This is a genomic window from Herbiconiux daphne (genome assembly GCF_024979295.1).
Lineage (GTDB): Bacteria > Actinomycetota > Actinomycetes > Actinomycetales > Microbacteriaceae > Herbiconiux > Herbiconiux daphnes.
The window spans coordinates 378,814-401,616 of the sequence record NZ_JANLCJ010000005.1; the positions used below are offsets into that span (position 1 = coordinate 378,814).

A 22,803-nucleotide genomic window follows, 5' to 3' on the forward strand; every position below is an offset into this window, starting at 1 on the left:
AGCGAGCCGTGTCGTCGCGGCGCAGGCCCGGCGTCAGGAGCGCACGGGCACGAAGATCTCGGGATGCCGCGCGAGCTCGAGCCGCGTGCGCCGGATGTGGCTCAGCAGGATGCGCTCGGCGTCGTCGCCGTCGCGCCGCCGCAGCGCGTCGACGAGCAGGTGGTGCTCCATGTGCGTCACGGCGGAACCCCCGATGCCCACGAGGCGGCTGAACGCGCGCCGGTAGTGCTGGGTGGTGTTCCAGAGCTTGTCGATCATGCCCGACACGAGCGTGGAGTCGGCCGTGCTGTAGGTGAGCAGGTGGAACTGCCGGTCGAGGTCGATGAACGTCTCGACGTCGTTGTTGAGCTCCATCGAGGTGGCCAGCACGTCGAGCTCCGCGACGATCTCGTCGGTCATGCCGGGCAGGCTCATGCGCAGCAGCAGCGGCTCGAGCCGCTCGCGCACCTGGTAGACCTCCGAGCACTCCTGCTGCGTGAGGCTCGCGACCCAGGCGCCCGAGTTCGCCACCAGGGTCACCAGACCGTCGGCCTGCAGCACCCGCAGCGCCTCGCGCACCGGGATGCGGCTGGTGCCGTATTCCTCTGCGAGGATCTCCTGCCGGATGCGCTGCCCCGGCGCGAGGTCGCCGTGCAGGATCGAGGCGCGCAGCGTCGTGGCGATGCGATGGCTCGCCACGGCGTCTTTCGGAACCGCGTCTTTCGGCACGGCGCCTTTCGGCGTGGTGCCGGTCGCCACGGTGTCAAAAGGTGCGGCGTCGGTCGGCATGGTCCTCCCCGGGGTGTCTGCGTCGGTCGACGGCGAGCTGGTCGCGGCGGCGTCTCAGCCGACGGTACTCGCATCCGGTGCCGCGGCCGGCACCAGCAGGTCGATGTTGGCCGGGCCGGCGTCGAGCTCACCCCGCTCGATGCGGTGGGCGAGCCCGGTCACGAGCTCGTTGAACGGAGCGCGGCCGCCGAGGCCCGCCTGGGCGCGCGCCACGAGTCCGTTGAGCTCGTCGACCTCCGACCGCCGCCCCTTGCGCCAGTCCTGCAGCACCGTGGTCATCGTGTCGGGCAGGGTGTAGCGGTCGAGCACGATCTCGAGCAGGTCTTCGGCGAAACGGTCGGGCGAGACATCCGCCGTCGCCTCCATGCCGAAGATCGGGATGGTGCGGTTGCCGAGGGCGACCGCCGTGCGCACGGCCTCTTTTCCGGTCTCGACCATGAACTCACGCATGCCGGGCACCCGCTCCGCGTCGGCGAGCGGCAGATCGAGGATGGCGGAGGGCACGAGTTCGGCCGCGTTGACGACGAGTTTCATCCACTTCGACGAACGGATGTCGGCCGAGATCTCGACGACCCCGGCGTGGCCGAGCACGTCGGCCACCTCGCGCTCGCGCCCCGCCGTCGACGGGTGGAAGCTGCCGAGTGCGAACCACGCCGCGGCCTGCTGGTTCACGACGCCGGGCTCGAACATGTTCGCGGCCACCTCGATGACGGCGGCCAGCGTTCGCTCGGCGCCCATCACGTCGGCCATGTCGTCGAGGGTCATGCCGTTCTGCAGACCCACCACGAGACCGTCGGGCTTGACGAGGGGTTTGATGAGTTCGCACGCCCACCGGGTGTCGTAGGCCTTGACCACGACGAACACGATGTCGAACGGCTCGCGCAGCTCGGCCACCTCGCAGAGGTGGATGACGGTGACGGGCGTGACCGTGGTGCCCGAGGGGGTGTGCACGGTGACGCCGTTGCGGCGCATCGCCTCGACGTGCGCCGGCCACTGCTCGATGAACGTCACGTCGAGACCGGCGCGGGTGAGGTCGGCGCCGATGGCCGCCCCGTTGGCGCCGGTGCCGAGCACCGCGATGCGGGGGGTGGCGGCGCTCACGAGGCGGCCGCCGGGATCGGCGTCGGCTGGAACGCCAGCAGCTGCCAGCCGGCACCCTGCCGCACCCACACCGAGATGGTGCTGCCGTTCAGCTCCACGGGGTTGCCGCCGATGAGCACGCTCGCGTTCATCGTGCCCACCACCACGGCGGTGTCGCCGCTCAGCAGGATGTCGCTGATCGGGTGATCGATGCGCGAGTAGTCGAGCACGCCGGCGCGGATCTTCTCGAGCAGACTGGCCTTCGTCTCGCGGTTGGCGTTGGAGTGGCCGTAGCCGAGCCGGTCGTGCAGCAACGGCTCGAGGGCGTCGGCGTCGCCGGCGAGCATGGCCGCGAACCGCCGGTCTTCGAGTGCGGTGAGAGCAGCGGCATCCGCCTGCTGGTCGACCTCGGGGGTGTCGGTCATGGGGTCTCCTATTCTGCGGGGCGGGCCGGGTGCCACAGGATCACGTCGGCGTCTTTCTCGTAGGCCTTGCCGTTCGGGTAGCTGACGAGCTCGAACTGCATGCCCCAGGGGCTCAGGAAGTAGACCCAGCGCTGCCCGGCCGAGGCCCGGCTGCTCGCGGTGGGCTCGCCGAGGATGCGGATGCCGTGGCCCTCGAGATGGGCGATGGCGGCATCGAGGTCGTCGACGTAGAAGGCGATGTGGTGGCCGCCGATGTCGCTGTTGCGGGGCTGGTCGCGCTGCCCCGGCTGGGGGAGGTATTCGAACACCTCGAAGTTCGCCCCGTTCGCGCAGCGGTAGAACCGCAGCTCGCGCACGACGCTCGTGGGATCGACGTTGAGGTGCTCGGCCATCCAGTCGTCGTCGTGCGCCATGGGGCCGAGGGAGTAGACGTAGTCGCACCCGATCACGTCGACGAAGAACTCGTGCGCCTGTTCGAGGTCGGGCACCGTGAAGCCGATGTGATCACTGCCCCGCAACCCCGGGATTCCGCTGCTCATGCCGCTCCCATCTTCATTGATGTATCCAATATGCCCGCAACCTCGCCTGGTGTCTAGTCAAATCCGTCGAAATCGGTTGCAATGGATCCATTCGACGGTTACTCTGATGGCAGCCGGTTGCGCGTCGTTCTCGATGCCCCGGAGCCCAGACACTGTCGAAGGAGAAGTGGATGCCGCGCGAGAAGCGATTGCAGCCGGGATCGAGTTGGGTCGAGCTGACCACCACGGCTGCCGACTGGAAGGCCGCCGATCCGGCCCTGCTGGCCACGATGCTCGGGCAGCTGCACCTCATCCGGGCCTTCGAGGAGACCGTGCTCGAACTGGCCGGCGAAGGCCTCGTGCACGGCCCGGCCCACTCCAGCATCGGCCAAGAGGGCGGCGCGGTCGGCTCCATCGTGGGCCTGCGCTCGAGCGACGGCGTGAACGGGTCGCACCGCGGCCACCACCAGTTCCTCGCCAAGGCGCTCAACCACGTGGCCCCCGACGGGCTCGACCTCGCCTCGCTCGTGACCGGCGACATCCAGGGCGTTCTGCAGCGCACGCTCGCCGAGATCCTGGGTCTGGCCCAGGGCTACTGCCGCGGTCGCGGCGGCTCGATGCACCTGCAGTGGTTCGAGGCGGGAGCGCTCGGCACCAACGCCATCGTCGGCGGCGGCGTTCCGCTCGGCGCGGGCAACGCCTGGGCCCAGAAGCACGCCGGCACGAGCGACCTCACCGTGAGCTACTTCGGCGACGGCGCCACGAACATCGGCTCGGTGCTCGAGTCGCTCAACCTGGCGGCCGCGTGGAAGCTGCCGTTCTGCTTCTTCATCGAGAACAACCTCTATGCGGTGTCGACCCGGGTCGAGGAGGTCACGGCCGAGCCGCGGCTGTCGGCGCGGGCGCTCGGCTTCAACATCCCGGCCTGGCGTGTCGACGGCATGGACCCGCTCGCCGTGCACCTCGCCATGCAGAAGGCCGAGGAGCGCATGCGCGCGGGGGAGGGGCCGGCCGTCATCGAGGCCGAGGTCTACCGCTACTTCCACCAGAACGGCGCCTACCCGGGCAGTGCGTTCGGCTACCGCACCAAAGACGAAGAGGCCGCGTGGCGCGACCGCGACCCGGTGGCCCGGGTCGGCCGCGAGATGGGCACCCTGAAGCTCATCGACGACGACGGCATCGCGGCCGTGCGCCGGCAGGCCCAGGAAGCGATGGCGGCGGCCGTCGCCGAGCTGCTCGAGCCCGATCCCGACGGAAAACCGGGCACCCGACGCATCCGCCCCGACCTCTGGCCCGACCCCGGGTTCAGCGACATCGGTGTGCGCGGCGACCTCAGCGAGATCGCGGGGGCGCGCACGGCCGAGGAGGCCGAGTTCACCGGTGGCCTCTCGAAGAAGAAGTTCATCGACGCGGTCGCCGCCGTGATGGACCGGCGCATGACCGAAGACGACCGCGTGATCGTGCTCGGCGAAGACGTGCACCGCCTGAAGGGCGGCACGAACGGCGCCACCAAGGGGCTCAGCGAGAAGTTCCCCGACCGCGTGCTCGGCACCCCCATCAGCGAGAACGCGTTCGCGGGCCTCGGCGGCGGCGTGGCGCTCGACGGCCGGTTCCGCCCCGTGGTCGAGTTCATGTACCCCGACTTCCTCTGGGTGGCCGCCGACCAGGTGTTCAACCAGATCGGCAAGGCCCGCCACATGTTCGGCGGCGAGAACCCGGTGCCGCTCGTGCTGCGCACGAAGGTGGCCATGGGCTCGGGCTATGGCTCGCAGCACCTGATGGACCCGGCCGGCATCTTCTCGACGTCACCCGGATGGCGCATCGTCGCCGCGTCGACGCCGTTCGACTACATCGGCCTCATGAACGCCGCCCTCGCCATCGACGACCCGGTGCTCGTGATCGAGCACGTCGACCTCTACGCCTCGAGCGGCCTGATGCCCGACGACGATCTCGACTACCAGATCCCGTTCGGCAAGGCGGCCGTGCGGCGCAGCGGCGACGACGTGACGGTGCTGACCTACCTCTCGATGGTCGCGCACGCGGCCGAGGCGATCGAGCAGACCGGCGTCGACGCCGAGCTGATCGACCTGCGGTTCCTCGACCGCGCCTCGATCGACTGGGAGACCATCGGCGTGAGCATCAGGAAGACCAACGCGGTGCTCATCGTGGAGCAGGGGGCGCTCGGCACGTCGTACGGCGGCTGGCTGTCGGACGAGATCCAGCGCCGGTTCTTCGACTACCTCGACCAGCCCGTGCAACGGGTGACCGGCGGCGAGGCGTCGCCGAGCATCTCGAAGGTGCTCGAGCGAGCCGCGATCGCCAAGACCGAAGAAGTGGTGACCGGCCTCGAGACCCTGCGGGCCGCGTTCGGCGGAGGGAACTGATCATGGCGACCATCATTCGCATGCCCGGCGTTCTGGCCGGCGCAGAAGAGGCCGTGCTGGCCGGCTGGCTGGTGGCCGTGGGCGACCAGGTGGCCGTCGGCGACCCGATCGCCGAGATCGAGACCGAGAAGGCCACCGTGGAATACGCCGCCGAGACGGCGGGCGTCTTCGGGCGCGCACTGGTCGGGCCGGGTGACTCCACCGAGGTCGGCGCGGCCATCGCCGTGCTGCAGGCCGAGGGCGAGGGCGACGCCGAGATCGACGCCGTTCTCGCCGGCACGTCGGCGGCGCCTGCCGGCGGCGGGTCGCAGGCCGACGCGGGCGATGGAGGCGGCGGAGCAGACGGAGCCGACGCGTCGGTCGTCGCCCGCGACCCCGAGTCGGCCACCCCGGTCGTCGAAGCGTCGAGCGTCGGCGAGGCCGCCGCAGCGGGAGCGGATGACGCTCCGGCGCCCTCAGGGGCGGCGCCATCGGGGTCAGCACCCTCAGGATCGGCGCCTTCAGGATCGGCACCGTCGGCGGCGCCGCGTGAGGCCGACCCCTCGGTCGTCGCTCGCGACCCCGAGTCGGCGAGCCCGGTCGTCGAGGCCTCGAGCGTCGGCGACGCCGCGGCGGCCGCCGAAGACTCTCCGGCCGCGACCTCGGCGTCGGCGCCCCCCGCGGGTTCGGGCGCAGCATCCGGCTCCGAGTCGGGCGGGAAGCGGCTGTTCGCCAGCCCCATCGCCCGGCGCCTCGCCCGCGACCGCAACCTCGACATCGCCGCCATCGCCGGCACCGGCCCCGGCGGCCGCATCAGCCGGCGCGACGTGGAGCGCGCCGAGGCGAGCCCGGTCGCCGCCCCGGCCGAGCCCGTGTCGACTGCTGACGCCACGCCCGCTGCAGCCGCTGCCGCCGCTCCGCCCGCAGCCGCAGCAGCTCCCGCCGCCGCTGCACCCGCGGCTGCTCCGCGCGTCGCCGAGCCCGCGGCATCCGGCGCCGGCGACTGGGACGAGGTGCCGCACACCGGCATGCGCAAGGCGATCGCCCGACGGCTCACCGAGAGCAAGTCGACGGTGCCGCACTTCTATCTCACCACCGAGTGCCGGGTCGACGACCTGCTCGCTCTGCGCGCCCAGATCAACGAGACTTCTCCCGTGCGCATCTCGGTCAACGACCTCGTGGTCAAGGCCGTGGCCGCCGCGTTCGCCGACGTGCCCGACGCCAACGTCACCTGGACCGACACCGTCATGCGGCGCCACCACACGGTCGACATCGCCGTCGCGGTCGCGACCGAGGGCGGCCTGCTGACGCCCGTGCTCCGCGACGCCGGTTCGAAGAGCCTCACGGCCGTGAGCACCGGCATCGCGGCGCTCGTGGCCAAGGCGCGCGACCGCAAGCTGCGGCAGGAGGAGCTCGAGGGCGGCAGCTTCTCGGTGACCAACCTCGGCATGTACGGCACGCTCGAGTTCTCGGCCATCCTCAACCCGCCGCAGTCCGGCATCCTCGCCGTCGGTGCGGCGACCAAGCAGGCGGTCGTCGACGTCGACGGCGAACTCGCCGTGGCCACCGTGATGCGCTGCACCCTCTCGGTCGACCACCGTGCGGTCGACGGCGCCCTCGCAGCCCAGTGGCTGGCGGCGTTCACGCGCCGCATCGAGAACCCGCTCAGCGTGCTCATCTAACCCGCTTTTCGACCCAGGAGCCCTTCGCATGACAACCATCACCCCGGCCTCGGCCGCCAGCTCGTTCGAGGCCCTCTCGCTGACCGTGCCGACCGGCTTGTGGATCGACGGCGCCTCGCGCCCCGCCTCTGACGGCAGCAGCTTCGGCGTGCTCGACCCGGCCTCCGGCGACGTGCTCGCCGAGGTGGCCTCGGCCTCGGTCGACGACGCGCTCGCCGCCGTGGATGCCGCCGCCGCGGCCGCGGTGGGCTGGGCGGCCGTGGCGCCCCGGCAGAAGGCCGAGATCCTACGCCGCGCGTTCGAGCTGATGATCGAGCGGCAAGACGACCTGGCCCGCCTGATCACGCTCGAGAACGGCAAGGCCCTCACCGACGCGCGCTCCGAGGTGGTCTACGCGGCCGAGTTCTTCCGCTGGTACTCCGAAGAGGCCGTGCGCATCCAGGGCACGGTCGAGACCGCCCCCTCGGGCGCCAACCGCATCGTCGTCGTGCACCAGCCGGTGGGCGTCGCGCTGCTCATCACGCCGTGGAACTTCCCGGCCGCGATGGCCACCCGCAAGATCGGCCCGGCACTGGCCGCCGGCTGCACGATGGTGCTGAAGCCGGCATCCGAGACCCCGCTCACCGCGCTCGCGCTCGTCGCCATCCTCGAAGAGGCCGGCGTGCCGGCCGGGGTGGTGAACGTCATTCCGTCGAAGCGCTCGGGAGCCATCTCGAGCACGCTGCTGGCCGACGGCCGGGTGCGCAAGATCTCGTTCACCGGCTCGACCGAGGTGGGCCGGGTGCTGCTGGAGCTGTCGGCGAAGACCGTGGTGAACGCCTCGATGGAGCTCGGCGGCAATGCCCCGTTCCTCGTGCTCGAGAGTGCGAACCTCGACGACGCCGTGGCCGGCGCCATGGTGGCGAAGCTGCGCAACGGCGGCGAGGCCTGCACCGCGGCGAACCGCTTCTTCGTGCACCGCTCGGTCGCCCAGGAGTTCTCCGAGCGCCTCGCGGCGGCCATGCGCTCGCTCGTCGTGGGCCCGGGCCTGGATGCCGCCACCAACATCGGCCCCCTGGTGAACGAGGAGACGCGGTCCAAAGTGGCCTCCCTCGTCGAGGGCGCGGTCGGCGAGGGCGCCCAGGTGCTGGTCGGCGGCCGTTCGGTGGCCGGCGCCGGCTACTTCTACGAGCCGACCGTACTCGTCGGGGTGGCGGCGGGCTCGGCCATCCTGGGCGAGGAGATCTTCGGGCCGGTGGCGCCGATCGTGGTGTTCGACGACGTCGCCGAGGCGATCCGGCTGGCGAACTCGACCGAATACGGCCTGGTCTCCTATGTTTACGCCGCCGATCTGGCGGAGGGGCTGCGGGTCTCCGAGGCGCTCGAGTCGGGCATGGTGGGACTCAACCGCGCCGTGGTCTCCGACCCGGCCGCGCCGTTCGGCGGGGTCAAGCAGTCGGGGCTCGGCCGCGAAGGCGGCCACGAGGGCGTGCTCGACTACATGGAGAGCAAGTACATCGCCGTGTCGTGGTGATCCGGCCCGAGTGAGGCGGCTGCCGGCGGTCGGGCTACGAGAGCCGGTCCATCGCCTGCAGGATGTCGACCGCGGAGTTGAGCTGGTCGGCCGCGCCGAGCGAGGGCACGCCCGAGGTCGGAAGTTCGTCGCCGACATCGCGGCGGCCCACCACGAACCACAGCCCCTTGGCGGGCACCGTGCCGTGGTTGACATACATGTGCGGCCGCACCGAGTCGAAGTTCAGCGAGTCGCCGGGGTGGATGACGAAGGTGTCGAAGTCGACCCGCACCGTCAGCTCGCCCGAGAGCAGGTAGGCGTATTCGGTGCCGCTGTGCCGCATCATCTTGCCTTCGACCGAACTCGACGCCCCAGGCTCGTAGGTCACCAGCAGCGGGTCGACCGGGCCGCCCACTCCCGTGGCCAGGCGTTCCCAGCGAACGCCGTTCTCCATCTCGAGCACGGGGTTGTCGGAGCCCTGCTGCACGATGGTGCCGGTGCGTCGCGCCTCGTCGTCGAACGCCGGCGCCGCGGCCGCCCGGCGGCGAGGGGCCGCCGCGGCAGTGCCGGGTTCGCCAACGAGCTCGTCGAACGAGATGCCGAGAAAGTTCACCAGGGCATAGAGCGTGCTGACCGAGGGCCGGGTCTTGCCGGTCTCCACCTGCGAGATCAGGCTGGCCGAGACCCCGACCGCCGCCGCGACGGTTCGAAGGCTGAGCGACTTCGCCATGCGTGCCGCTCGCAACCTTGGTCCGATGTCGTCTTCGATGGCTCGACTCCCTGTCCGGTAGTGCTGCACAACCGAGAATGTGCAGTTGAGGTTCACGACGGATCCGAGTGATCGACCGTGGCGAATAGTGTACGCCACAGAGCGCCTGAGATCCGCTTGATCAAGGCATTTCTCCGTGCCCGGGCGACCCCGACGAGGCATTGGATATGGTGTCTCAATGAACAGCTTGACAAGTGTGACTGCACATGTTGAGATGATCACGCCTTCACAGATGGAAATCAGACCTCCATTTTGTAAGCGTCGGTGAACGAGTGCCGGCGAGGCACGCAACCTGAACGGTGATGTTCAGTGAAAGGGCTCCCATGAGTACAGCAACCCGAGGAACCATGTCGGTCGACTGGGAGCAGAGGGTCGACTTCGATCGGCTCCGCAGCGAACGCCTGGCGCGACTGAAATCGCAGCTCGAGACGAGCGAGCTCGGGGCCGTGCTGGCCTTCGACTTCGCCAACATCCGCTACATGACCTCCACCCACATCGGCACCTGGGCGATGGACAAGCTGATCCGATTCAGCCTGCTCACCCGCCACACCGACCCGATCATGTGGGACTTCGGCTCGGCGGCCAAGCACCACAGCCTCTTCAACCCGTGGCTCGACACCACGACGGCCGAGGCCGACGCCGACCCGCACGCTCCGCATCACGGCGCCGTGCGGCCCCGCCTCGAGCCCGGCTCCCGCGCCGGCATCTCGCTGCTGCGCGGAGCGTTCAGCCCCGACGCCGGCATCGCCGACATGGTGGCCGCCAAGATCAAGCGCGAGCTCGAGAAGTTCGGTGTGGCCGACGAGCCTCTCGGCGTCGACGTGATTGAGCTGCCGATCCTGTTCGCACTGCAGCGTGCCGGCATCACGGTGGTCGACGGCCAGCAGGTGTTCCTCGAGGCCCGCCGCATCAAGACCGGCGACGAGATCACCCTGCTCACGACCGCGGCGTCGATGGTGGATGCCGCCTACGAAGACCTCTACGAATTCCTGAAGCCTGGCGTGCGCGAGAACGAGTGCGTCGGCCTGGTGTCGAAGAAGCTCTACGACCTCGGCTCGGAGTACGTCGAGGGCGTCAACGCCATCTCGGGCGAGCGCTGCTCGCCGCACCCGCACGTGTTCTCCGACCGGCTCATCCGGCCGGGCGACCCCGCGTTCTTCGACATCCTGCACAGCTTCAACGGCTACCGCACCTGCTACTACCGCACCTTCGCGGTGGGCTCGGCGAGCCGGGCGCAGAACGACGCCTACATCCGGGCCCGCGAATACATGGACCGCGCGATCGCGCTCGTGCGCCCCGGCGCCACGACGGCCGACATCGTGCAGGTCTGGCCCACCGCCCAGGAGTTCGGATTCCCCGACGAAGAGGCCGCCTTCGCCCTGCAGTACGGCCACGGCGTCGGCCTCTCGATCTGGGAGAAGCCGATCTTCTCGCGCCTGGTGTCGCTCGAGAACCCCGAGGTGATCGAGGAGGGCATGGTGTTCGCGCTCGAGACCTACTGGCCGTCGGCCGACGGCATCGGCGCCGCCCGCATCGAGGAGGAGGTCGTCGTGACGGCCACCGGATGCCAGGTGATCACGAAGTTCCCGGCCGAAGACCTCATGGTGGCCGGCCAGCGCTACTTCACGGTCGGCGGCCCGCTGTCGACGCTGCGCGACTCCCAGTCGAACCTCAACACCGCCGCGGGTCGCGGAGAGCCGGGCGCCTGAGATGGCGGCGGATCGCGAGACGATCGGGTTCGTCGGGCTCGGCACGATGGGCGAGGCGATGGCGGGCGTGCTCGTCGAGGCCGGCCATGACGTGGTGGTGTGGAACCGGTCACCGGATGCCGCGGCGCGCCTGGTCGAGAAGGGCGCCACCGCGGCATCCGGAGTCGACGACGCGCTCGCCACCACGCTGGTGTTCTCGATGCTCTCGGCCGAGCGGGCCGTGCTCGACGTGTTCTCGCCCGAGGCGCTGGCCGCCGCGCCCGAGGGAGCGGTGCACGTGAACATGGCCACGGTGAGTGCGGCGGGCGCCGACGAGCTGGCGCGCCTGCACCACGAGGCCGGAGTCGGCTACGTCGCCGCCCCCGTGCTCGGCCGGTCGACGGTGGCGGCGGCGGGGTCGCTGTCGATCCTCGTGGCCGGCGACGAGTCGGCGGTCGAACGCGCCACGCCCTACTTCGAGCTGATGGGGCGCCGGGTGTGGAACTTCGGCTCGACGCCGAGCGACGCGAACGTCGTGAAGATCGGCATGAACTACATGATCATCCACGCCCTGCAGTCGATGTCGGAGTCGGTCGCCATTCTCGAAGCCCGGGGGGTCGACACCGGCCGCTTCATCGAGCTGGCGTCGGACAGCCTGTTCCCCGGCCCGGTCTATTCGGGCTACGGCGCCGAGATCTCGCAGAGCAGCTACCTGCCGGCGGGATTCACGACCGAGCTCGGGTTCAAAGACCTGCGCCTCGCGATCGACGCCGCCGACGCGAGCGGGGTGGTGCTGCCCACCGCCGGCGTGTTGCGCGACATCTTCGACGAGGCCATCGCCGACGGCCAGGCGGAGTGGGACTGGGCGTCGATCGCCGAGGTCACCCGCAAGCGCTCGGCGCACTGATCCATCCCTGCGTTACCCCTGCACACGACGACGAGGAAGTTGACCGCCATGAAGGCTCTGCAGTTCACCAGCCAAGACGAGCCCGAGGTGCTCGACCTGCCGATTCCCGAGATCGCCGACGACGAGGTGCTCGTCGCCGCACGCCGGGTGGGGGTCTGCCACAGCGACATCGATCTGCTCGAGGGGCGCTACATCATTCCGTTCAGCTACCCCATCATCCCGGGCCACGAATGGTCGGGTCAGGTGGCGGCCGTGGGCTCCAAGACCCAGGGGTTCACCGTCGGTGACACCGTGGTGGGGGAGTGCGTGATCGGCGACGACCACTTCGGCTTCTCGATCTCGGGTGCCGGCGCCGACTACTTCGTGGCCAAGCCGGCCTGGCTGCACAAGGTGCCCGAGGGATTGTCGTTCGCCGACGCAGCCCTCGTCGAGCCGTTCAGCGTGGCCTACTCGGCGCTGATGAAGGTGGGCAACGTGAATGCGAGCGACACGCTCGTGGTGCTCGGCGCCGGGCCGATCGGCCTCGCGGTCACCGCGGGCGCCGCCGCCCTCGGTGCGGTGACCGTGGTGGTGGAGCCCTCTGAAGACCGCCGTTCTGCGGCCACCCAGCTCGGCGCGGCGCACACCGTGCACCCGGATGACGCGATCGACTTCATCGCCCAGGTCACCGACGGTCGTGGCGCGAACGTGGTGATCGAGTGCAGTGGCCGGCCCGAGGTGATGGCGCTCGCCCTGGAGTACGTGGGCCACCGCGGCCGCGTCTGCTACGTCGGCATCGACGTCGGGCGCTCGGCACCGGCGAAGCTCGGCCTCATCCAGTCGAAGGAGCTCTCGATCACCGGTGTGATCGGGTCGGAGGGGCTGTGGCCCGCGACGCTGCGGTTCCTCGCCAACACCAAGATCGACCTGAGCCCGCTCATCACCAACGTCTACCCGGCCTCCGACGCCCTCGACGCGCTCGACTCGGCGCACCACCCGCAGACCACCATCAAGGCGCACATCGAGTTCGACGCGCCGCTGATCGGCTGAGGGCGGCGCCGCCGCGCCTGCGCCATCGCCGCCGAACCCGCTGCCCGACCGACCGCACCGACCGACCGCACCGCTCCATCGACGAGAGACCTGCCATGACTGCCCACGACTCGATCACCGCCACCACCGAGCTGCCCTCCACCATGTCGGCCGCCGTCTTCCACGCGGCGAAAGACATCCGGGTCGAGACGGTGCCCGTGCCCGAGCCCAAGCCGGGCGAGGCCGTCGTGCGCGTGCTGCGTTCGGGCATGTGCGGCACGGATGCCACGGAGTGGGTGGCCGGGCCGAAGATCTTTCCCATCACGAAGCCCCACCGCGTCACGGGGCACGTCGGCCCGATGATCCCCGGGCACGAATTCGTGGGCGAGATCGTGTCCGCGCCCGAGGGTTCGGGATTCGAGGCCGGTGACGTCGTGGCATCCGGAGCCGGCGTCTGGTGCGGCGAGTGTGATCGCTGTCTCGAGGGGCGCACGAACATGTGCGACGTCTACTACACGCTCGGCCTGAGCCTCGACGGGGGCATGGCCGAATACGCCTCCACCCCGGTGAAGAATCTCGCGAAGGTGCCCGAGGGGCTCTCGATCGATGCGGCGGGGCTCGCTCAGCCGCTCGCGGTCGGCATCCATGCCGCTCGTCGGTCGGGCGCCGTCGACGGCGACAAGGTGCTCGTGATCGGCGGCGGCGCGATCGCGTCGTTCGTGCTGGCGGGCCTCAAGCACCTGTTCGACGTGCAGGTGACCGTGGTCGAGTTCCCCGGCCCGAAGCAGGAACGCGCGCTGCGGCTCGGCGCCTCGAGCGTGGTGAGCCCCGGCGACGACCTGGGCGACCAGGTGCGGGAGTCGTTCGGCGGTTCGCGGCCCGACGTCGTGATCGAGGCCAGTGGCGCCCCCGGGCAGCTGGCCAACGCGATCGCGTTCGTGCGCGACGGCGGCCGGGTGCTCGCCGTGGGGCTGCCCAAGGTGCAGCCCACGATCGACGTGCACTCGCTCGTCTTTCGCGAGATCACGCTCGACTCGAGCCTCGCGCACGTGTGCGACAGCGATCTGGGCGCCGCGCTCGACATCCTCGCCGAGGGAGTTCTGGGCGAGGAGCTGATCGAGCAGGTCGTGGGCCTCGGCGACCTCGGCGCGCAGCTCGACCGCCTCGTGGCCGGGCAGGTCGACGGAAAGATCCTCGTCGACCCCTCGCGCTGACCCGCCGCTGCCGCTCGTGCCCCCTCGGGCCCGAGGGGTCGCGCAAAATGTCGTTCCGCGCCCCCAGTGGGTGCTTTTGCGCGACCGCGGGCGCGGAGGTGTCGGGGGAGCGGAGCGGGCGGTCGCGCAAAGGGCGCTTCCGGGGCGGTTCGAGGTGCTTTTGCGCGACCGCGGGAGGAGAGCGGGGAGCGGGGGGCGCGGGCGGGAGGGGGTTAGCGGCGCTCGAGGGCGCCGGCCGCGGAGGCGGCGGCGGCTTGCTGGCGCAGCACGAACTTCTGCACCTTGCCCGACACCGTTCGGGGGAAGGCGTCGACCTTCCAGAGCAGCTCGGGGTACTTCTGCCGGGCGATCGAGCGGCGGTCGAGGTGTGCGGTGAGGTCGGCCAGTCGCAGCTCGGCGCCGGGCCGCAGCACCACCACGGCGCAGGCGCGCTCGCCCATGAGCGGATCGGGCACGCCGATCATCGCCACGTCGAGGATGGCCTCGTGCGTGAGCAGCAGGTCTTCGACCTCTTTGGCGCTGATGTTCTCGCCGCCGCGCACGATGAGGTCTTTGCGGCGCCCCGTGATGGTGATGAGGCCGTCGGGCGTGATGCTCGCGAGGTCGCCGGTGCGGAACCATCCGTCGTTCGTGAACGCAGGCTCGTCGTCGCGCGGATCGAGGTAGCCGACGAACAGCTCCGGGCCGCGCACCTCGAGCTCGCCGTCGTCGGCGAGCCGGGCGTCGGCCTCGCCGATGAGGTGGCCTTCCGAGGTCAGGCGGTCGGGGCCGGCGTCGTCGGGGCGCACGATGCAGAGGGTCGGCATCTCGGTCGACCCGTAGGTGCGTGACACTCGCAGGCCCATGGTCTGCTCGGCCTCGGCCACCAGTGTGGGCGGGATGTCGGCGCCGCCGCAGACGAACGCGCGCAGCGACGACGGCGTGCCGCGCCGCGCGTAGCTGTCGGAGAGGCCGCGCAGGAACGGGGTGGCGGCCACGGTGAACGCGCAGCCGTCGTGTTCGATCAGGTCGGCCGCGACGTCGGCGTCCCACCGGTCGAGCAGCGACACGCTGCCGTGGGTGAGCAACGGCATCAGCACGCCGTAGAGCAGACCCGTGACGTGGGCCAGCGGCGACGGCATGAACACGGCCTCCCCGTCGAGGCCGAACACCTCGCCGATCGACGCCGCTTCGTAGAGCAGCGTCTGGTGCGAGTGCAGAACCCCTTTGGGGGTGCCGGTGGTGCCCGAGGTGAACATGAGCAGGGCGACATCCGTGGGGCTCACCGGGGAGACGGCCAGCGGATGCGCAGGCTCCGCGAGAGGGCCGGCTGCCGCGGGCGGGGCGGGCAGGATCTCGTCGATGTCGAGCACGACCGCGGAGATGCCGGCCGCCGCCACCGCGTCGCGCGCCTGGGCGACGAAGTCGACCCCGCGGGCGGTGGAGGCCACGAGCACGGCGGCGGGCGCGGCACTGCCGAAGATGGCCCCGAGCTCGCTGCCGCGGTAGATGGTGGTGATGGGGTTCACCACGGCGCCCATCGCCCACGCTCCGTGCATGGCGGCGATCGTGCACCAGGTGTTCGAGAGCTGCATGCTCACCACGTCGCCCGCCCGCACGCCCGCGGCGAGCAGGGCGTCGCGCACGGTCGCCGCGGCCCGGGCCATGGTGGCGCGATCGGCGCGCACCCCGCCGTCGACGACGTAGACCGCCTCGGGTTGCCGGGCGGCCGACTCGGCGAAGATCTCGCCGATCGAGCGCTGCCACGGTTCGAGCGACGCGTAGGCGACGGGTGCCGTGCGGGTGTGCTCACGCATCGGCGGACCGTTCGGTGAAGCCCCGCGAACCCACGCCCGACATGAAGATGTTGAAGAGTTGGTCGCTGACCTCGTCGTGCGTCAGGGCGCCGCCCGGCCGGTACCACTGGTAAGCCCAATTGCACATGCCGAAGAGCGCGAACGACGCCGTGCGCGGGTTCTGCCAGGCGATCGAGCCCTCTTTCATGCCGTGCAGGATGGCTGACTCGACCAGTTCTTCGTAGCGGTCGCGCTTGACCTTGGCCGACCGCTGCATCTCGGGCGGCAGCTCACGGAAGTACTCGAAGAACACCCGCACGTGGCCGGGCTTCTGGTCGATCAGGGCCACGATGTCGCGCATGACGGCGCCGACCACGAGCACCGGGTCGTCGGTGGTGGCGGTGGTCGCCTCGAACAGCGACAGCAGCTCGTCGATCCACTCGTCGTGGATGGCGTAGAGGATGTCGTGCTTCGCCTTGAAGTAGTGGTAGACCGTGGCCTTCGCCGTGCCCACCCGGTCGGCGATCGCCGCGGTGGTGGTGCGATGGAAGCCGAGCTCGTCGAAGAGCGAGGCGGCGGCCTCGAGGATCTCGGCGCGGCGCAGCTCGCCCGACGCCGTCAGCGGAGCCTGGCGGGGCGCGGTGTCGACGCCTCCGGGTGCGAGCGCGGGGGCATCGGCCAGCGCGGGGGCATCGGCCAGCGAGGCGGAATCGGGACGGCTCATGAGAACGGCTCCAGGGTCGCGCGGATGGCCCGCTCGATGTCGGCGTGCTGCGGCAGCCACGCGGTCTCGAGCGGCGGGGCGTAGGGGGCGGGCGAGAAACCGGCGCCGACGCGCTGCGGCGGTCCGTCGAGCGCCCAGAAGGCCTCGCCCACGACGGTCGACACGATCTCGCCGCCCACCCCGAAGTCGGTGACGGCCTCGTGCACGACGACGAGCCGCGAGGTCTTCCGAACCGAGGCGAGCACGGTCTCGCGGTCCCAGGGCGAGATGGTGCGCAGGTCGACCACCTCGACGTCGATGCCCTCGCCGGCGAGCCGCTCGGCGACCTCGAGGCACTCGAGCACCATGCGCGAGTAGCTCACGACGGTGACGTCGGTGCCCTCACGGGCGATGCGCGCGCGGCCGATCGGCACCCGGTGGCCGCGGGGCGCCGCCGGTGAGCGCCGGCCGTAGAGGGTGCGGTTCTCGATGTAGACGACCGGATTCGGGTCGTCGATGGCCGAGCGCAACAGCCCGTAGGCATCCGCCGCGGTCGATGGCATCACCACGGTGAGCCCCGGGATGTGGGCCAGCAGCACCTCCAGGCTCTGCGAGTGCTGGCTGCCCGCCGACCGCCCGGCGCCGAACTGGGTGCGCACGGTCATCGACATGGATGCTCGCCCCGCGGTCATGAAGTGGAGTTTCGCAGCCTGGTTGAGCAGTTGGTCGAAGGCCACCCCGATGAAATCGAGATACATGATCTCGACCACCGGGTGGAGCCCCGCCATCGCGCCACCCACGCCGAGGCCGAGCACCGCGGCCTCGGAGATGGGGGTGTCGAGCACCCGATCCGGATGCCGCGCGTGCAGCCCCCGGCTCACCGCGAACACTCCGCCGCCGGCGGCCACGTCGATGCCGGCCAGGAAGGCGAGCGGGTCGTCGTCGAGCGCGTCGGACAGGGCGGTGCGGATGCCTTCGATGTACTTCACCGGGGCGGCATCCGCTGCAGGCTTCTGCTCGACCACCTCGGGGCGGGGAGCGGTGACGTAGCGGCCGGCGTCGGCGGCCAAGGGCTCGGGAGCCGCCTTCGCACGCTCTGCTGCGGCGGTGACGCTCTCGGTCGCGGCCTCGCGGAGGGCGGTGATGCGCTCGTCGGACACGCCGAGCTCGCGCAGCCGGTCTTCGGCGCGCGTGACCGGGTCGGTCGAGCGGGCGCGGCGCAGGTCGTCGGTGTCGCGGTACTGCTGCTGGTCGCCCTCGTAGTGCCCGTGCCAGCGGTCGGTCATCGCCTCGACCACGACCGGGCCGCTGCCGTGCCTCACCCCGTCGACCACGCGGGCCATGCGGTCGGCGACGGCCCAGACATCCGCCCCGTCGATCTCGAGGTAGGGCAGCCCGTAGCCGGCCGCTCGTTCGCGGAGGGTCGCCGGATGCCCGTCGGCGGCGGCCGTGAACTCGGCGTAGCCGTTGTTCTCGCAGAAGAAGACGACCGGCAGCGACCAGAGGGCCGCGAGGTTGACGGCCTCGTGGAAGACGCCCTGCGCCACCGCGCCGTCGCCGAAGAACGCGACCACCACGTCGTCGCCCCTGGTGCGGGCGGCGTGGGCGGCGCCGACGGCGATCGGCAGGCCGGCGCCCACGATGCCGTTGGCGCCCAGGATGCCGAGCGTCGGGTCGGCGATGTGCATCGAGCCACCGCGGCCCTCGACGGCGCCGGTCGCCCGGCCGAACAGCTCGGCGAACATCGCCTCGGGCTGCATGCCCTTGGCCAGGCAGTGCCCGTGGCCGCGGTGGTTGGAGGTGATCATGTCGCTCACCCGCAACGCGTGGCACGCGCCGACGGCCGAGCCCTCCTGGCCGAGCGAGACGTGCACGAACCCGGGGATGGCTCCGTCGCGATAGAGATCGGAGGTGAGCAGTTCGAACGTGCGCACCTCGCACACACCGGAGTAGAGCTCCTCCATCTCGGCCACGGCGGGTGGCGCGAGCGGCGGAAGCGAGATCGCGTCTGGCTCGAGGGCCGTTGTCATATGCCGCTCCCTTGCGGATCATGCCTTGCGAAGAAACAACCGGCCCGCGGGCCGGTCGTGTACGAACTCAGCATAGCGATAATCGCGCCATCACGGCATAATGAGAGTTGTACCGACCGGCCCACCGGTCGGTTGAACCTGGCTTTTGCGATCAAAGGAGATCATCAGTGCGGCGTGACATCGAGTTCCAGAGCGAGGGCGACACCATCCGCGGATGGCTGTTCACGCCCGACGAGGGCGAGGGCCCGTTCCCCACCGTCGTCATGGCCGGCGGCTGGTGCTACGTCAAAGAGATCGTGCAGCCGACCTACGCCGAGATGTTCGCGCAGAACGGCATCGCCGCCATCCTCTTCGACTACCGCAACTTCGGCGACTCCGGCGGGGAGCGTCGCCAGCACATCGATCCGTGGATGCAGATCGCCGACTACCGGCACGCGATCGACTTCGCCGAGACGCTCGACGAGGTCGACTCCTCGCGCATCGGCGTGTGGGGCCTGTCGTACAGCGGCGGCCACTCGCTCATCCTGTCGGCCATCGACTCGCGCATCAAGTGCGCCGTGTCGCAGATCCCCGTGGTCGAGGGCTACCTCAACATGCGCCTCGCGAACGGCACCGTCAACTTCCGCCGGCTCGAGAAGGCCATCCTCGAGGCCCGCCGCAAGCGGTTCGCGGGCGAGGGCGAGACCATGGTGCCGCACTTCACGCTCGACACCGGCAACGAGATCTCGGCCTGGCCGTTCCCCGAGGGCTACGAGGTGTTCCACACCTTCCAGCAGAACGAGGCGCCCAACTACGACTTCGACGCCACACTGGAGTCGGTCGACCTGCTGATGACCTACGACATCCGGCCGTTCCTGCACCGCATCGTCAACACGCCGACGCTCATGATCGTGGCCGAGAACGACGACATCACCCTCTGGGACGAGGCGATCGGCGCCTACAACGCCATCCCGACCTCGAAGAAGCGCCTGGTGGTCATCGACAAGTCCGACCACCTCGCGCTCTACAGCAACCAGTCGCTGCTGATCCGGGCCGCCACCGCGGCGACCGACTGGTTCGTCGAGCGGTTGAAGCCGCTCGGCCAGGAGTCCGTGCCGGCCTGACGCGCCGGCGTCGCTCTTCGGCGACATCGCCCGCGTCACTGTCGCCCGCCGGCGGCACCACCTCACCCCACCTCGACCCGCCACTGCGAAGGAGCACCATGCGAGCCGCCGTCTTCCACGACGCACACGACATCCGCATCGAGAACGTCGATGCCCCCACCGACGTGGGGCCCGGCGAGGTGCTGCTGCGCCCGTTCTGGTGCGGCATCTGCGGCACCGACCTGCACGAATACGCGGCCGGGCCGATCGTCATCCCCACCGAGGCGCACGCGCTCACGGGGGCGTCAGCCCCGCAGATCCTCGGTCACGAGTTCTCGGGCGAAGTGCTCGAGGTGGGGGCCGGGGTCACCAACGTGGTGCCGGGCCAGCGGGTGTCGGTGATGCCCATCCTCGCCTGCGGGCACTGCTTCTACTGTCAGCGCGGGCTCGGCCACCTGTGTGTGAACATGGCCTGCGTCGGCCTCAGCTACGCCTGGGGCGGCATCGCCGAACTCGCCGTGGTGCCGGCGACCCACGTGTTCGCGCTGCCCGACGCCCTCACCGACGAGCAGGGCGCCCTGGTGGAGCCGACCGCTGTGGCCGCCTACGGCGTCGACTCGGCGGGCGTGCGACCCGGTGACGCCGTGCTCATCACCGGCGCCGGCCCGATCGGCGCGCTGGCGTCGATCTATGCGGCATCGCTCGGCGCGCGCGTGTTCATCTCCGAGGTCAACCCCGTGCGCGCGGCGCTCGCCCGGTCGCTCGACGTCGGCGAGGTGCTCGACCCGTCGGCGGTCGACGTCATCGAGGTGCTGCGCGACGCCACCGGCGGCATCGGGGTCGACCAGGTGGTTGAGTGCTCGGGCAACGAACGGGCCCTGCAGACCGCCCTCGACGCGGTGCGCTCCGCCGGGCGCGTCACCCAGACCGGCCTGCACACGCGGCCCGCGTCGATCGACCCGATGATCCTCGCCCAGCGCGAGATCACCTACAACGGCACCTGGTGCTACCGGCTCACCGACTGGCCCCGCATCATCGGCCTCATCGCCGATCGCGGCCTGCCGGTCGACAAGGTCGTGACGGGGCGCATCGGAGCGGCCGACCTGGTCGAGAAGGGCTTCGAGGTGCTGCTTTCGCCCAAGGGCGAGCAGGTCAAGGTGCTGGTCAATGCCCGCTGACCCCACACCGGCCACGGATGCCGCCACCGATGCCGCCACGGATGCCGCTACGGAGGCGTCGACGGATGCCGCCACGGATGCCGCTCCGGACGTAGCGCCCGGCGTCGCGCCCGGCCGGTTCGCCGGCGCGGTGGCCATCGTCACAGGCGGCAGCCGCGGCATCGGCCTCGCGATCGCACAGCGTCTGGTGGCCGAGGGGGCGCGGGTGTGCATCACGGCGCGCCATGCCGACGTTCTCGACGAGGCTGCGGCCACCCTGCCCGACGGCCGCTGCATCTCGGTGGTCGGCCGGGCCGAAGACCCCGAGCACCGTGCCGAGGTGCTTCGCCGGGTGGCCGACGAGTTCGGGCGGGTCGACGTGCTCGTCAACGTGGTCGGCATGAACCCCGTGTTCGGCGACCTGATCGGCGTCGATCTCGGCGCCGCCCGCAAGATCTTCGAGGTGAACGTGATCACGCCGCTCGCCTGGGTGCAAGACCTCGTGGCCCACCCCGGCCTGCAGTTCGCCGAGCGGGGCGGATGCATCGTGAACCTGTCATCGGTCACCGGCACCACCCCGTCGCCCGGCATCGGCCTCTACGGCGTCTCGAAGGCCGCCGTGGCCCACCTCACCCGCACGCTCGCGGTCGAACTCGGCCCGAGCATCCGGGTCAACGCCGTCTCGCCGGCGGTCGTGCGCACCGTGTTCTCGCGGGCGCTCTACGAGGGCAAAGAGGAGGCCGTCACCGCGGGCTACCCGCTCGGCCGGCTCGGCGAACCGGGCGACGTCGCCTCGGCGGTCGCGTTCCTCGCCTCGGCCGACGCCGGCTGGATCACGGGCGAAGTGCTCACCATCGACGGCGGCCTGCTGGCCGCGGGAGGGGTGGCGTGAGCGTGCCCGAGAACCAGAACCAGAACCAGAACCAGAACATGAACCAGAACCCGAACGAGCACACCACCGTCACCGCGCCCGGCGACCTGCTCGAACGCACCCGGGCCTTCATCCGCGACGTCGTCATCCCGGCCGAGCCCGAGCCCGGCACGAGCGTCGACAGCGCGGTTCTGGCCCGTCTGCAGGCAGAGGCGCGCGATGCCGGCGTCTACGCCCCGCACGCCCCGGCCGAATACGGCGGCCAGGGCCTCTCGATCGCCGCGTGGTCACCCGTCTTCCAGGCGGCCGGCTACTCGCCGATCGGGCCGAGCGCCCTGGGCTGCATGGCGCCTGACGAGGGCAACGCCCACATGCTCGAGAAGATCGCGTCGCCGGCCCAGAAAAAGGCCTACCTCGCCCCGCTCGTGCGCGGTGACGTGCGCTCCGCGTTCGCGATGACCGAGCCGCACCCCGGCGCCGGCTCCGACCCCGAGGCTTTGCTCACCACCGCGACCGCGGTCGACGGCGGCTGGCGCATCGACGGCGACAAGCGGTTCATCAGCGGCGCCCGTGGCGCGGGCTTCTTCATCGTGATGGCTCGCACCGAGCACGGCGCCACCATGTTCCTGGTCGACGCCGACAACCCCGGGCTCACGCTCGGCCGCGACATCCACACCATCGACCGGGCCATCGCCGGCGGCCACTCCTACGTGCACTTCGACGACTGCCGGGTGGGCGACGACGCCGTGCTGGGCGCCCCGCACGAGGGCTTCCGCTACGCCCAGGTGCGGCTCGGCCCGGCCCGGCTCACCCACTGCATGCGCTGGCTCGGGCTCGCCCGCCGCTCACTCGACATCGCCCTCGACCGTGCCGAGTCGCGCGAGCTGTTCGGCGCCCGCCTTCGCGACCTCGGTCTGGCCCAGGGGCTCATCGCCGACTCGGTGATCGACATCGAGACCTCCGACGCCATCATCACCGCCACCGCCGAGGCGCTCGAGCGCGACCCCCGCGAGGGAGCCCGGCTGTCGTCGATCGCCAAGGTGCACTGTTCCGAAGCGATCTTCCGGGTGATCGACCGATCGATGCAGCTCTGCGGCGGCGACGGGGTGTCGAGCGACCTGCCCCTCGCGTCGTACCTCGACGAGGTGCGGCCGTTCCGCATCTACGACGGCGCCAACGAGACCCACCGCTGGGCCATCTCACGACGGGCGTCGTCGACGCGCCGGCGCGAGCTCGCCGACGTCGGCGCCATCGAGAGACCGGAGGCCTGA

The 22,803-nt window shown here is 70.8% G+C and carries 19 protein-coding genes; 11 read left to right on the forward strand and 8 right to left on the reverse strand.

Features of this window, described 5'->3' with window-relative positions:
- Window positions 1-33 precede the first annotated feature (33 nt).
- From N1032_RS15495 to N1032_RS15510, 4 genes are read right to left on the reverse strand one after another with little or no spacing between them, the layout of a single operon-like run.
- Window positions 34-768 (reverse strand): GntR family transcriptional regulator, encoded by a 735-nt coding sequence (locus N1032_RS15495; RefSeq protein ID WP_259540057.1) that lies wholly within the window; start codon window positions 766-768, stop codon window positions 34-36.
- 54 nt (window positions 769-822) lie between these two features.
- Window positions 823-1,938, reverse strand: coding sequence for a ketopantoate reductase family protein (locus N1032_RS15500; RefSeq protein ID WP_259540058.1), 1,116 nt, complete (start codon window positions 1,936-1,938; stop codon window positions 823-825).
- Entirely contained in the window at window positions 1,866-2,273 is a 408-nt protein-coding gene (locus N1032_RS15505) for a nuclear transport factor 2 family protein (protein WP_259540059.1), read from the reverse strand. Before N1032_RS15505 ends, N1032_RS15500 begins: the two co-directional genes overlap by 73 nt.
- Before the next feature lie 8 nt (window positions 2,274-2,281).
- Complete coding sequence (locus N1032_RS15510; RefSeq protein WP_259540060.1) at window positions 2,282-2,812, reverse strand: VOC family protein; 531 nt, start codon at window positions 2,810-2,812, stop codon at window positions 2,282-2,284.
- Window positions 2,813-2,982: 170 nt separating this feature from the next.
- On the opposite strand from N1032_RS15510, the gene N1032_RS15515 reads away from it, so the two are divergent.
- Genes N1032_RS15515 through N1032_RS15525 form a run of 3 tightly spaced genes read left to right on the forward strand, consistent with a single transcriptional unit; the run spans window position 2,983 to window position 8,349 of the window.
- On the forward strand, window positions 2,983-5,175 hold the full coding sequence (locus tag N1032_RS15515) for an alpha-ketoacid dehydrogenase subunit alpha/beta (protein ID WP_259540061.1): 2,193 nt from the start codon (window positions 2,983-2,985) through the stop codon (window positions 5,173-5,175).
- 2 nt (window positions 5,176-5,177) lie between these two features.
- A complete protein-coding gene (locus N1032_RS15520) occupies window positions 5,178-6,836 on the forward strand; it encodes a 2-oxo acid dehydrogenase subunit E2 (protein ID WP_259540062.1) in 1,659 nt (552 codons plus the stop codon).
- A 28-nt stretch (window positions 6,837-6,864) separates the two neighbouring features.
- On the forward strand, window positions 6,865-8,349 hold the full coding sequence (locus N1032_RS15525) for an NAD-dependent succinate-semialdehyde dehydrogenase (protein WP_259540063.1): 1,485 nt from the start codon (window positions 6,865-6,867) through the stop codon (window positions 8,347-8,349).
- A 34-nt stretch (window positions 8,350-8,383) separates the two neighbouring features.
- On the opposite strand, the gene N1032_RS15530 is transcribed toward N1032_RS15525, so the two are convergent.
- Window positions 8,384-9,259: a helix-turn-helix domain-containing protein gene (locus N1032_RS15530; protein WP_456319119.1), complete on the reverse strand. Its 876-nt coding sequence runs from the start codon at window positions 9,257-9,259 to the stop codon at window positions 8,384-8,386.
- A 161-nt stretch (window positions 9,260-9,420) separates the two neighbouring features.
- Here N1032_RS15530 and N1032_RS15535 point away from each other — a divergent pair, with 161 nt between their 5' ends.
- The 4 genes from N1032_RS15535 (at window position 9,421) to N1032_RS15550 (ending at window position 13,914) form a co-directional block, all read left to right on the forward strand.
- Complete coding sequence (locus N1032_RS15535; RefSeq protein ID WP_259540065.1) at window positions 9,421-10,806, forward strand: M24 family metallopeptidase; 1,386 nt, start codon at window positions 9,421-9,423, stop codon at window positions 10,804-10,806.
- 1 nt (window position 10,807) lies between these two features.
- The gene (locus N1032_RS15540) at window positions 10,808-11,692 is read left to right on the forward strand and encodes an NAD(P)-dependent oxidoreductase (RefSeq protein ID WP_259540066.1); all 885 of its coding nucleotides are present in this window, start codon (window positions 10,808-10,810) and stop codon (window positions 11,690-11,692) included.
- A 48-nt stretch (window positions 11,693-11,740) separates the two neighbouring features.
- Complete coding sequence (locus N1032_RS15545; protein WP_259540067.1) at window positions 11,741-12,721, forward strand: zinc-dependent alcohol dehydrogenase; 981 nt, start codon at window positions 11,741-11,743, stop codon at window positions 12,719-12,721.
- A 95-nt stretch (window positions 12,722-12,816) separates the two neighbouring features.
- A complete protein-coding gene (locus N1032_RS15550) occupies window positions 12,817-13,914 on the forward strand; it encodes a zinc-dependent alcohol dehydrogenase (RefSeq protein ID WP_259540068.1) in 1,098 nt (365 codons plus the stop codon).
- A 212-nt stretch (window positions 13,915-14,126) separates the two neighbouring features.
- Here N1032_RS15550 and N1032_RS15555 read toward each other — a convergent pair whose 3' ends face one another.
- Genes N1032_RS15555 through N1032_RS15565 form a run of 3 tightly spaced genes read right to left on the reverse strand, consistent with a single transcriptional unit; the run spans window position 14,127 to window position 18,422 of the window.
- The gene (locus tag N1032_RS15555) at window positions 14,127-15,710 is read right to left on the reverse strand and encodes an AMP-binding protein (protein WP_259540069.1); all 1,584 of its coding nucleotides are present in this window, start codon (window positions 15,708-15,710) and stop codon (window positions 14,127-14,129) included.
- On the reverse strand, window positions 15,703-16,413 hold the full coding sequence (locus N1032_RS15560; RefSeq protein WP_259540070.1) for a TetR/AcrR family transcriptional regulator: 711 nt from the start codon (window positions 16,411-16,413) through the stop codon (window positions 15,703-15,705). The genes N1032_RS15555 and N1032_RS15560 overlap by 8 nt, the downstream gene beginning before the upstream one ends.
- Window positions 16,410-18,422, reverse strand: a complete 2,013-nt coding sequence (locus tag N1032_RS15565; RefSeq protein WP_259540071.1) for an alpha-ketoacid dehydrogenase subunit alpha/beta — start codon at window positions 18,420-18,422, stop codon at window positions 16,410-16,412. The genes N1032_RS15560 and N1032_RS15565 overlap by 4 nt, the downstream gene beginning before the upstream one ends.
- Window positions 18,423-18,589: 167 nt before the next feature.
- Here N1032_RS15565 and N1032_RS15570 point away from each other — a divergent pair, with 167 nt between their 5' ends.
- The 4 genes from N1032_RS15570 to N1032_RS15585 all read left to right on the forward strand — a co-directional run bounded on the left by N1032_RS15570 (window position 18,590) and on the right by N1032_RS15585 (window position 22,803).
- Window positions 18,590-19,525, forward strand: coding sequence for an alpha/beta hydrolase (locus N1032_RS15570; RefSeq protein WP_259540072.1), 936 nt, complete (start codon window positions 18,590-18,592; stop codon window positions 19,523-19,525).
- 98 nt (window positions 19,526-19,623) lie between these two features.
- Complete coding sequence (locus N1032_RS15575) at window positions 19,624-20,682, forward strand: 2,3-butanediol dehydrogenase (protein ID WP_259540073.1); 1,059 nt, start codon at window positions 19,624-19,626, stop codon at window positions 20,680-20,682.
- Window positions 20,672-21,553, forward strand: a complete 882-nt coding sequence (locus tag N1032_RS15580; protein WP_259540074.1) for an SDR family oxidoreductase — start codon at window positions 20,672-20,674, stop codon at window positions 21,551-21,553. The genes N1032_RS15575 and N1032_RS15580 overlap by 11 nt, the downstream gene beginning before the upstream one ends.
- A complete protein-coding gene (locus N1032_RS15585) occupies window positions 21,550-22,803 on the forward strand; it encodes an acyl-CoA dehydrogenase family protein (protein ID WP_259540075.1) in 1,254 nt (417 codons plus the stop codon). The genes N1032_RS15580 and N1032_RS15585 overlap by 4 nt, the downstream gene beginning before the upstream one ends.

What these genes read in the sequence shown, in the direction of transcription:
- N1032_RS15520 (WP_259540062.1), top strand. Translation starts at nt 5,178, where the DNA reads ATGGCGACCATCATTCGCATGCCCGGCGTTCTGGCCGGCGCAGAAGAG.
- N1032_RS15525 (WP_259540063.1), top strand. Translation starts at nt 6,865, where the DNA reads ATGACAACCATCACCCCGGCCTCGGCCGCCAGCTCGTTCGAGGCCCTC.
- N1032_RS15580 (WP_259540074.1), top strand. Translation starts at nt 20,672, where the DNA reads ATGCCCGCTGACCCCACACCGGCCACGGATGCCGCCACCGATGCCGCC.
- N1032_RS15505 (WP_259540059.1), bottom strand. Translation starts at nt 2,273, where the DNA reads ATGACCGACACCCCCGAGGTCGACCAGCAGGCGGATGCCGCTGCTCTC.
- N1032_RS15560 (WP_259540070.1), bottom strand. Translation starts at nt 16,413, where the DNA reads ATGAGCCGTCCCGATTCCGCCTCGCTGGCCGATGCCCCCGCGCTGGCC.
- N1032_RS15545 (WP_259540067.1), top strand. Translation starts at nt 11,741, where the DNA reads ATGAAGGCTCTGCAGTTCACCAGCCAAGACGAGCCCGAGGTGCTCGAC.
- N1032_RS15550 (WP_259540068.1), top strand. Translation starts at nt 12,817, where the DNA reads ATGACTGCCCACGACTCGATCACCGCCACCACCGAGCTGCCCTCCACC.
- N1032_RS15515 (WP_259540061.1), top strand. Translation starts at nt 2,983, where the DNA reads ATGCCGCGCGAGAAGCGATTGCAGCCGGGATCGAGTTGGGTCGAGCTG.
- N1032_RS15495 (WP_259540057.1), bottom strand. Translation starts at nt 768, where the DNA reads ATGCCGACCGACGCCGCACCTTTTGACACCGTGGCGACCGGCACCACG.
- N1032_RS15535 (WP_259540065.1), top strand. Translation starts at nt 9,421, where the DNA reads ATGAGTACAGCAACCCGAGGAACCATGTCGGTCGACTGGGAGCAGAGG.
- N1032_RS15510 (WP_259540060.1), bottom strand. Translation starts at nt 2,812, where the DNA reads ATGAGCAGCGGAATCCCGGGGTTGCGGGGCAGTGATCACATCGGCTTC.
- N1032_RS15555 (WP_259540069.1), bottom strand. Translation starts at nt 15,710, where the DNA reads ATGCGTGAGCACACCCGCACGGCACCCGTCGCCTACGCGTCGCTCGAA.
- N1032_RS15565 (WP_259540071.1), bottom strand. Translation starts at nt 18,422, where the DNA reads ATGACAACGGCCCTCGAGCCAGACGCGATCTCGCTTCCGCCGCTCGCG.
- N1032_RS15530 (WP_456319119.1), bottom strand. Translation starts at nt 9,259, where the DNA reads ATGCCTCGTCGGGGTCGCCCGGGCACGGAGAAATGCCTTGATCAAGCG.
- N1032_RS15540 (WP_259540066.1), top strand. Translation starts at nt 10,808, where the DNA reads ATGGCGGCGGATCGCGAGACGATCGGGTTCGTCGGGCTCGGCACGATG.
- N1032_RS15575 (WP_259540073.1), top strand. Translation starts at nt 19,624, where the DNA reads ATGCGAGCCGCCGTCTTCCACGACGCACACGACATCCGCATCGAGAAC.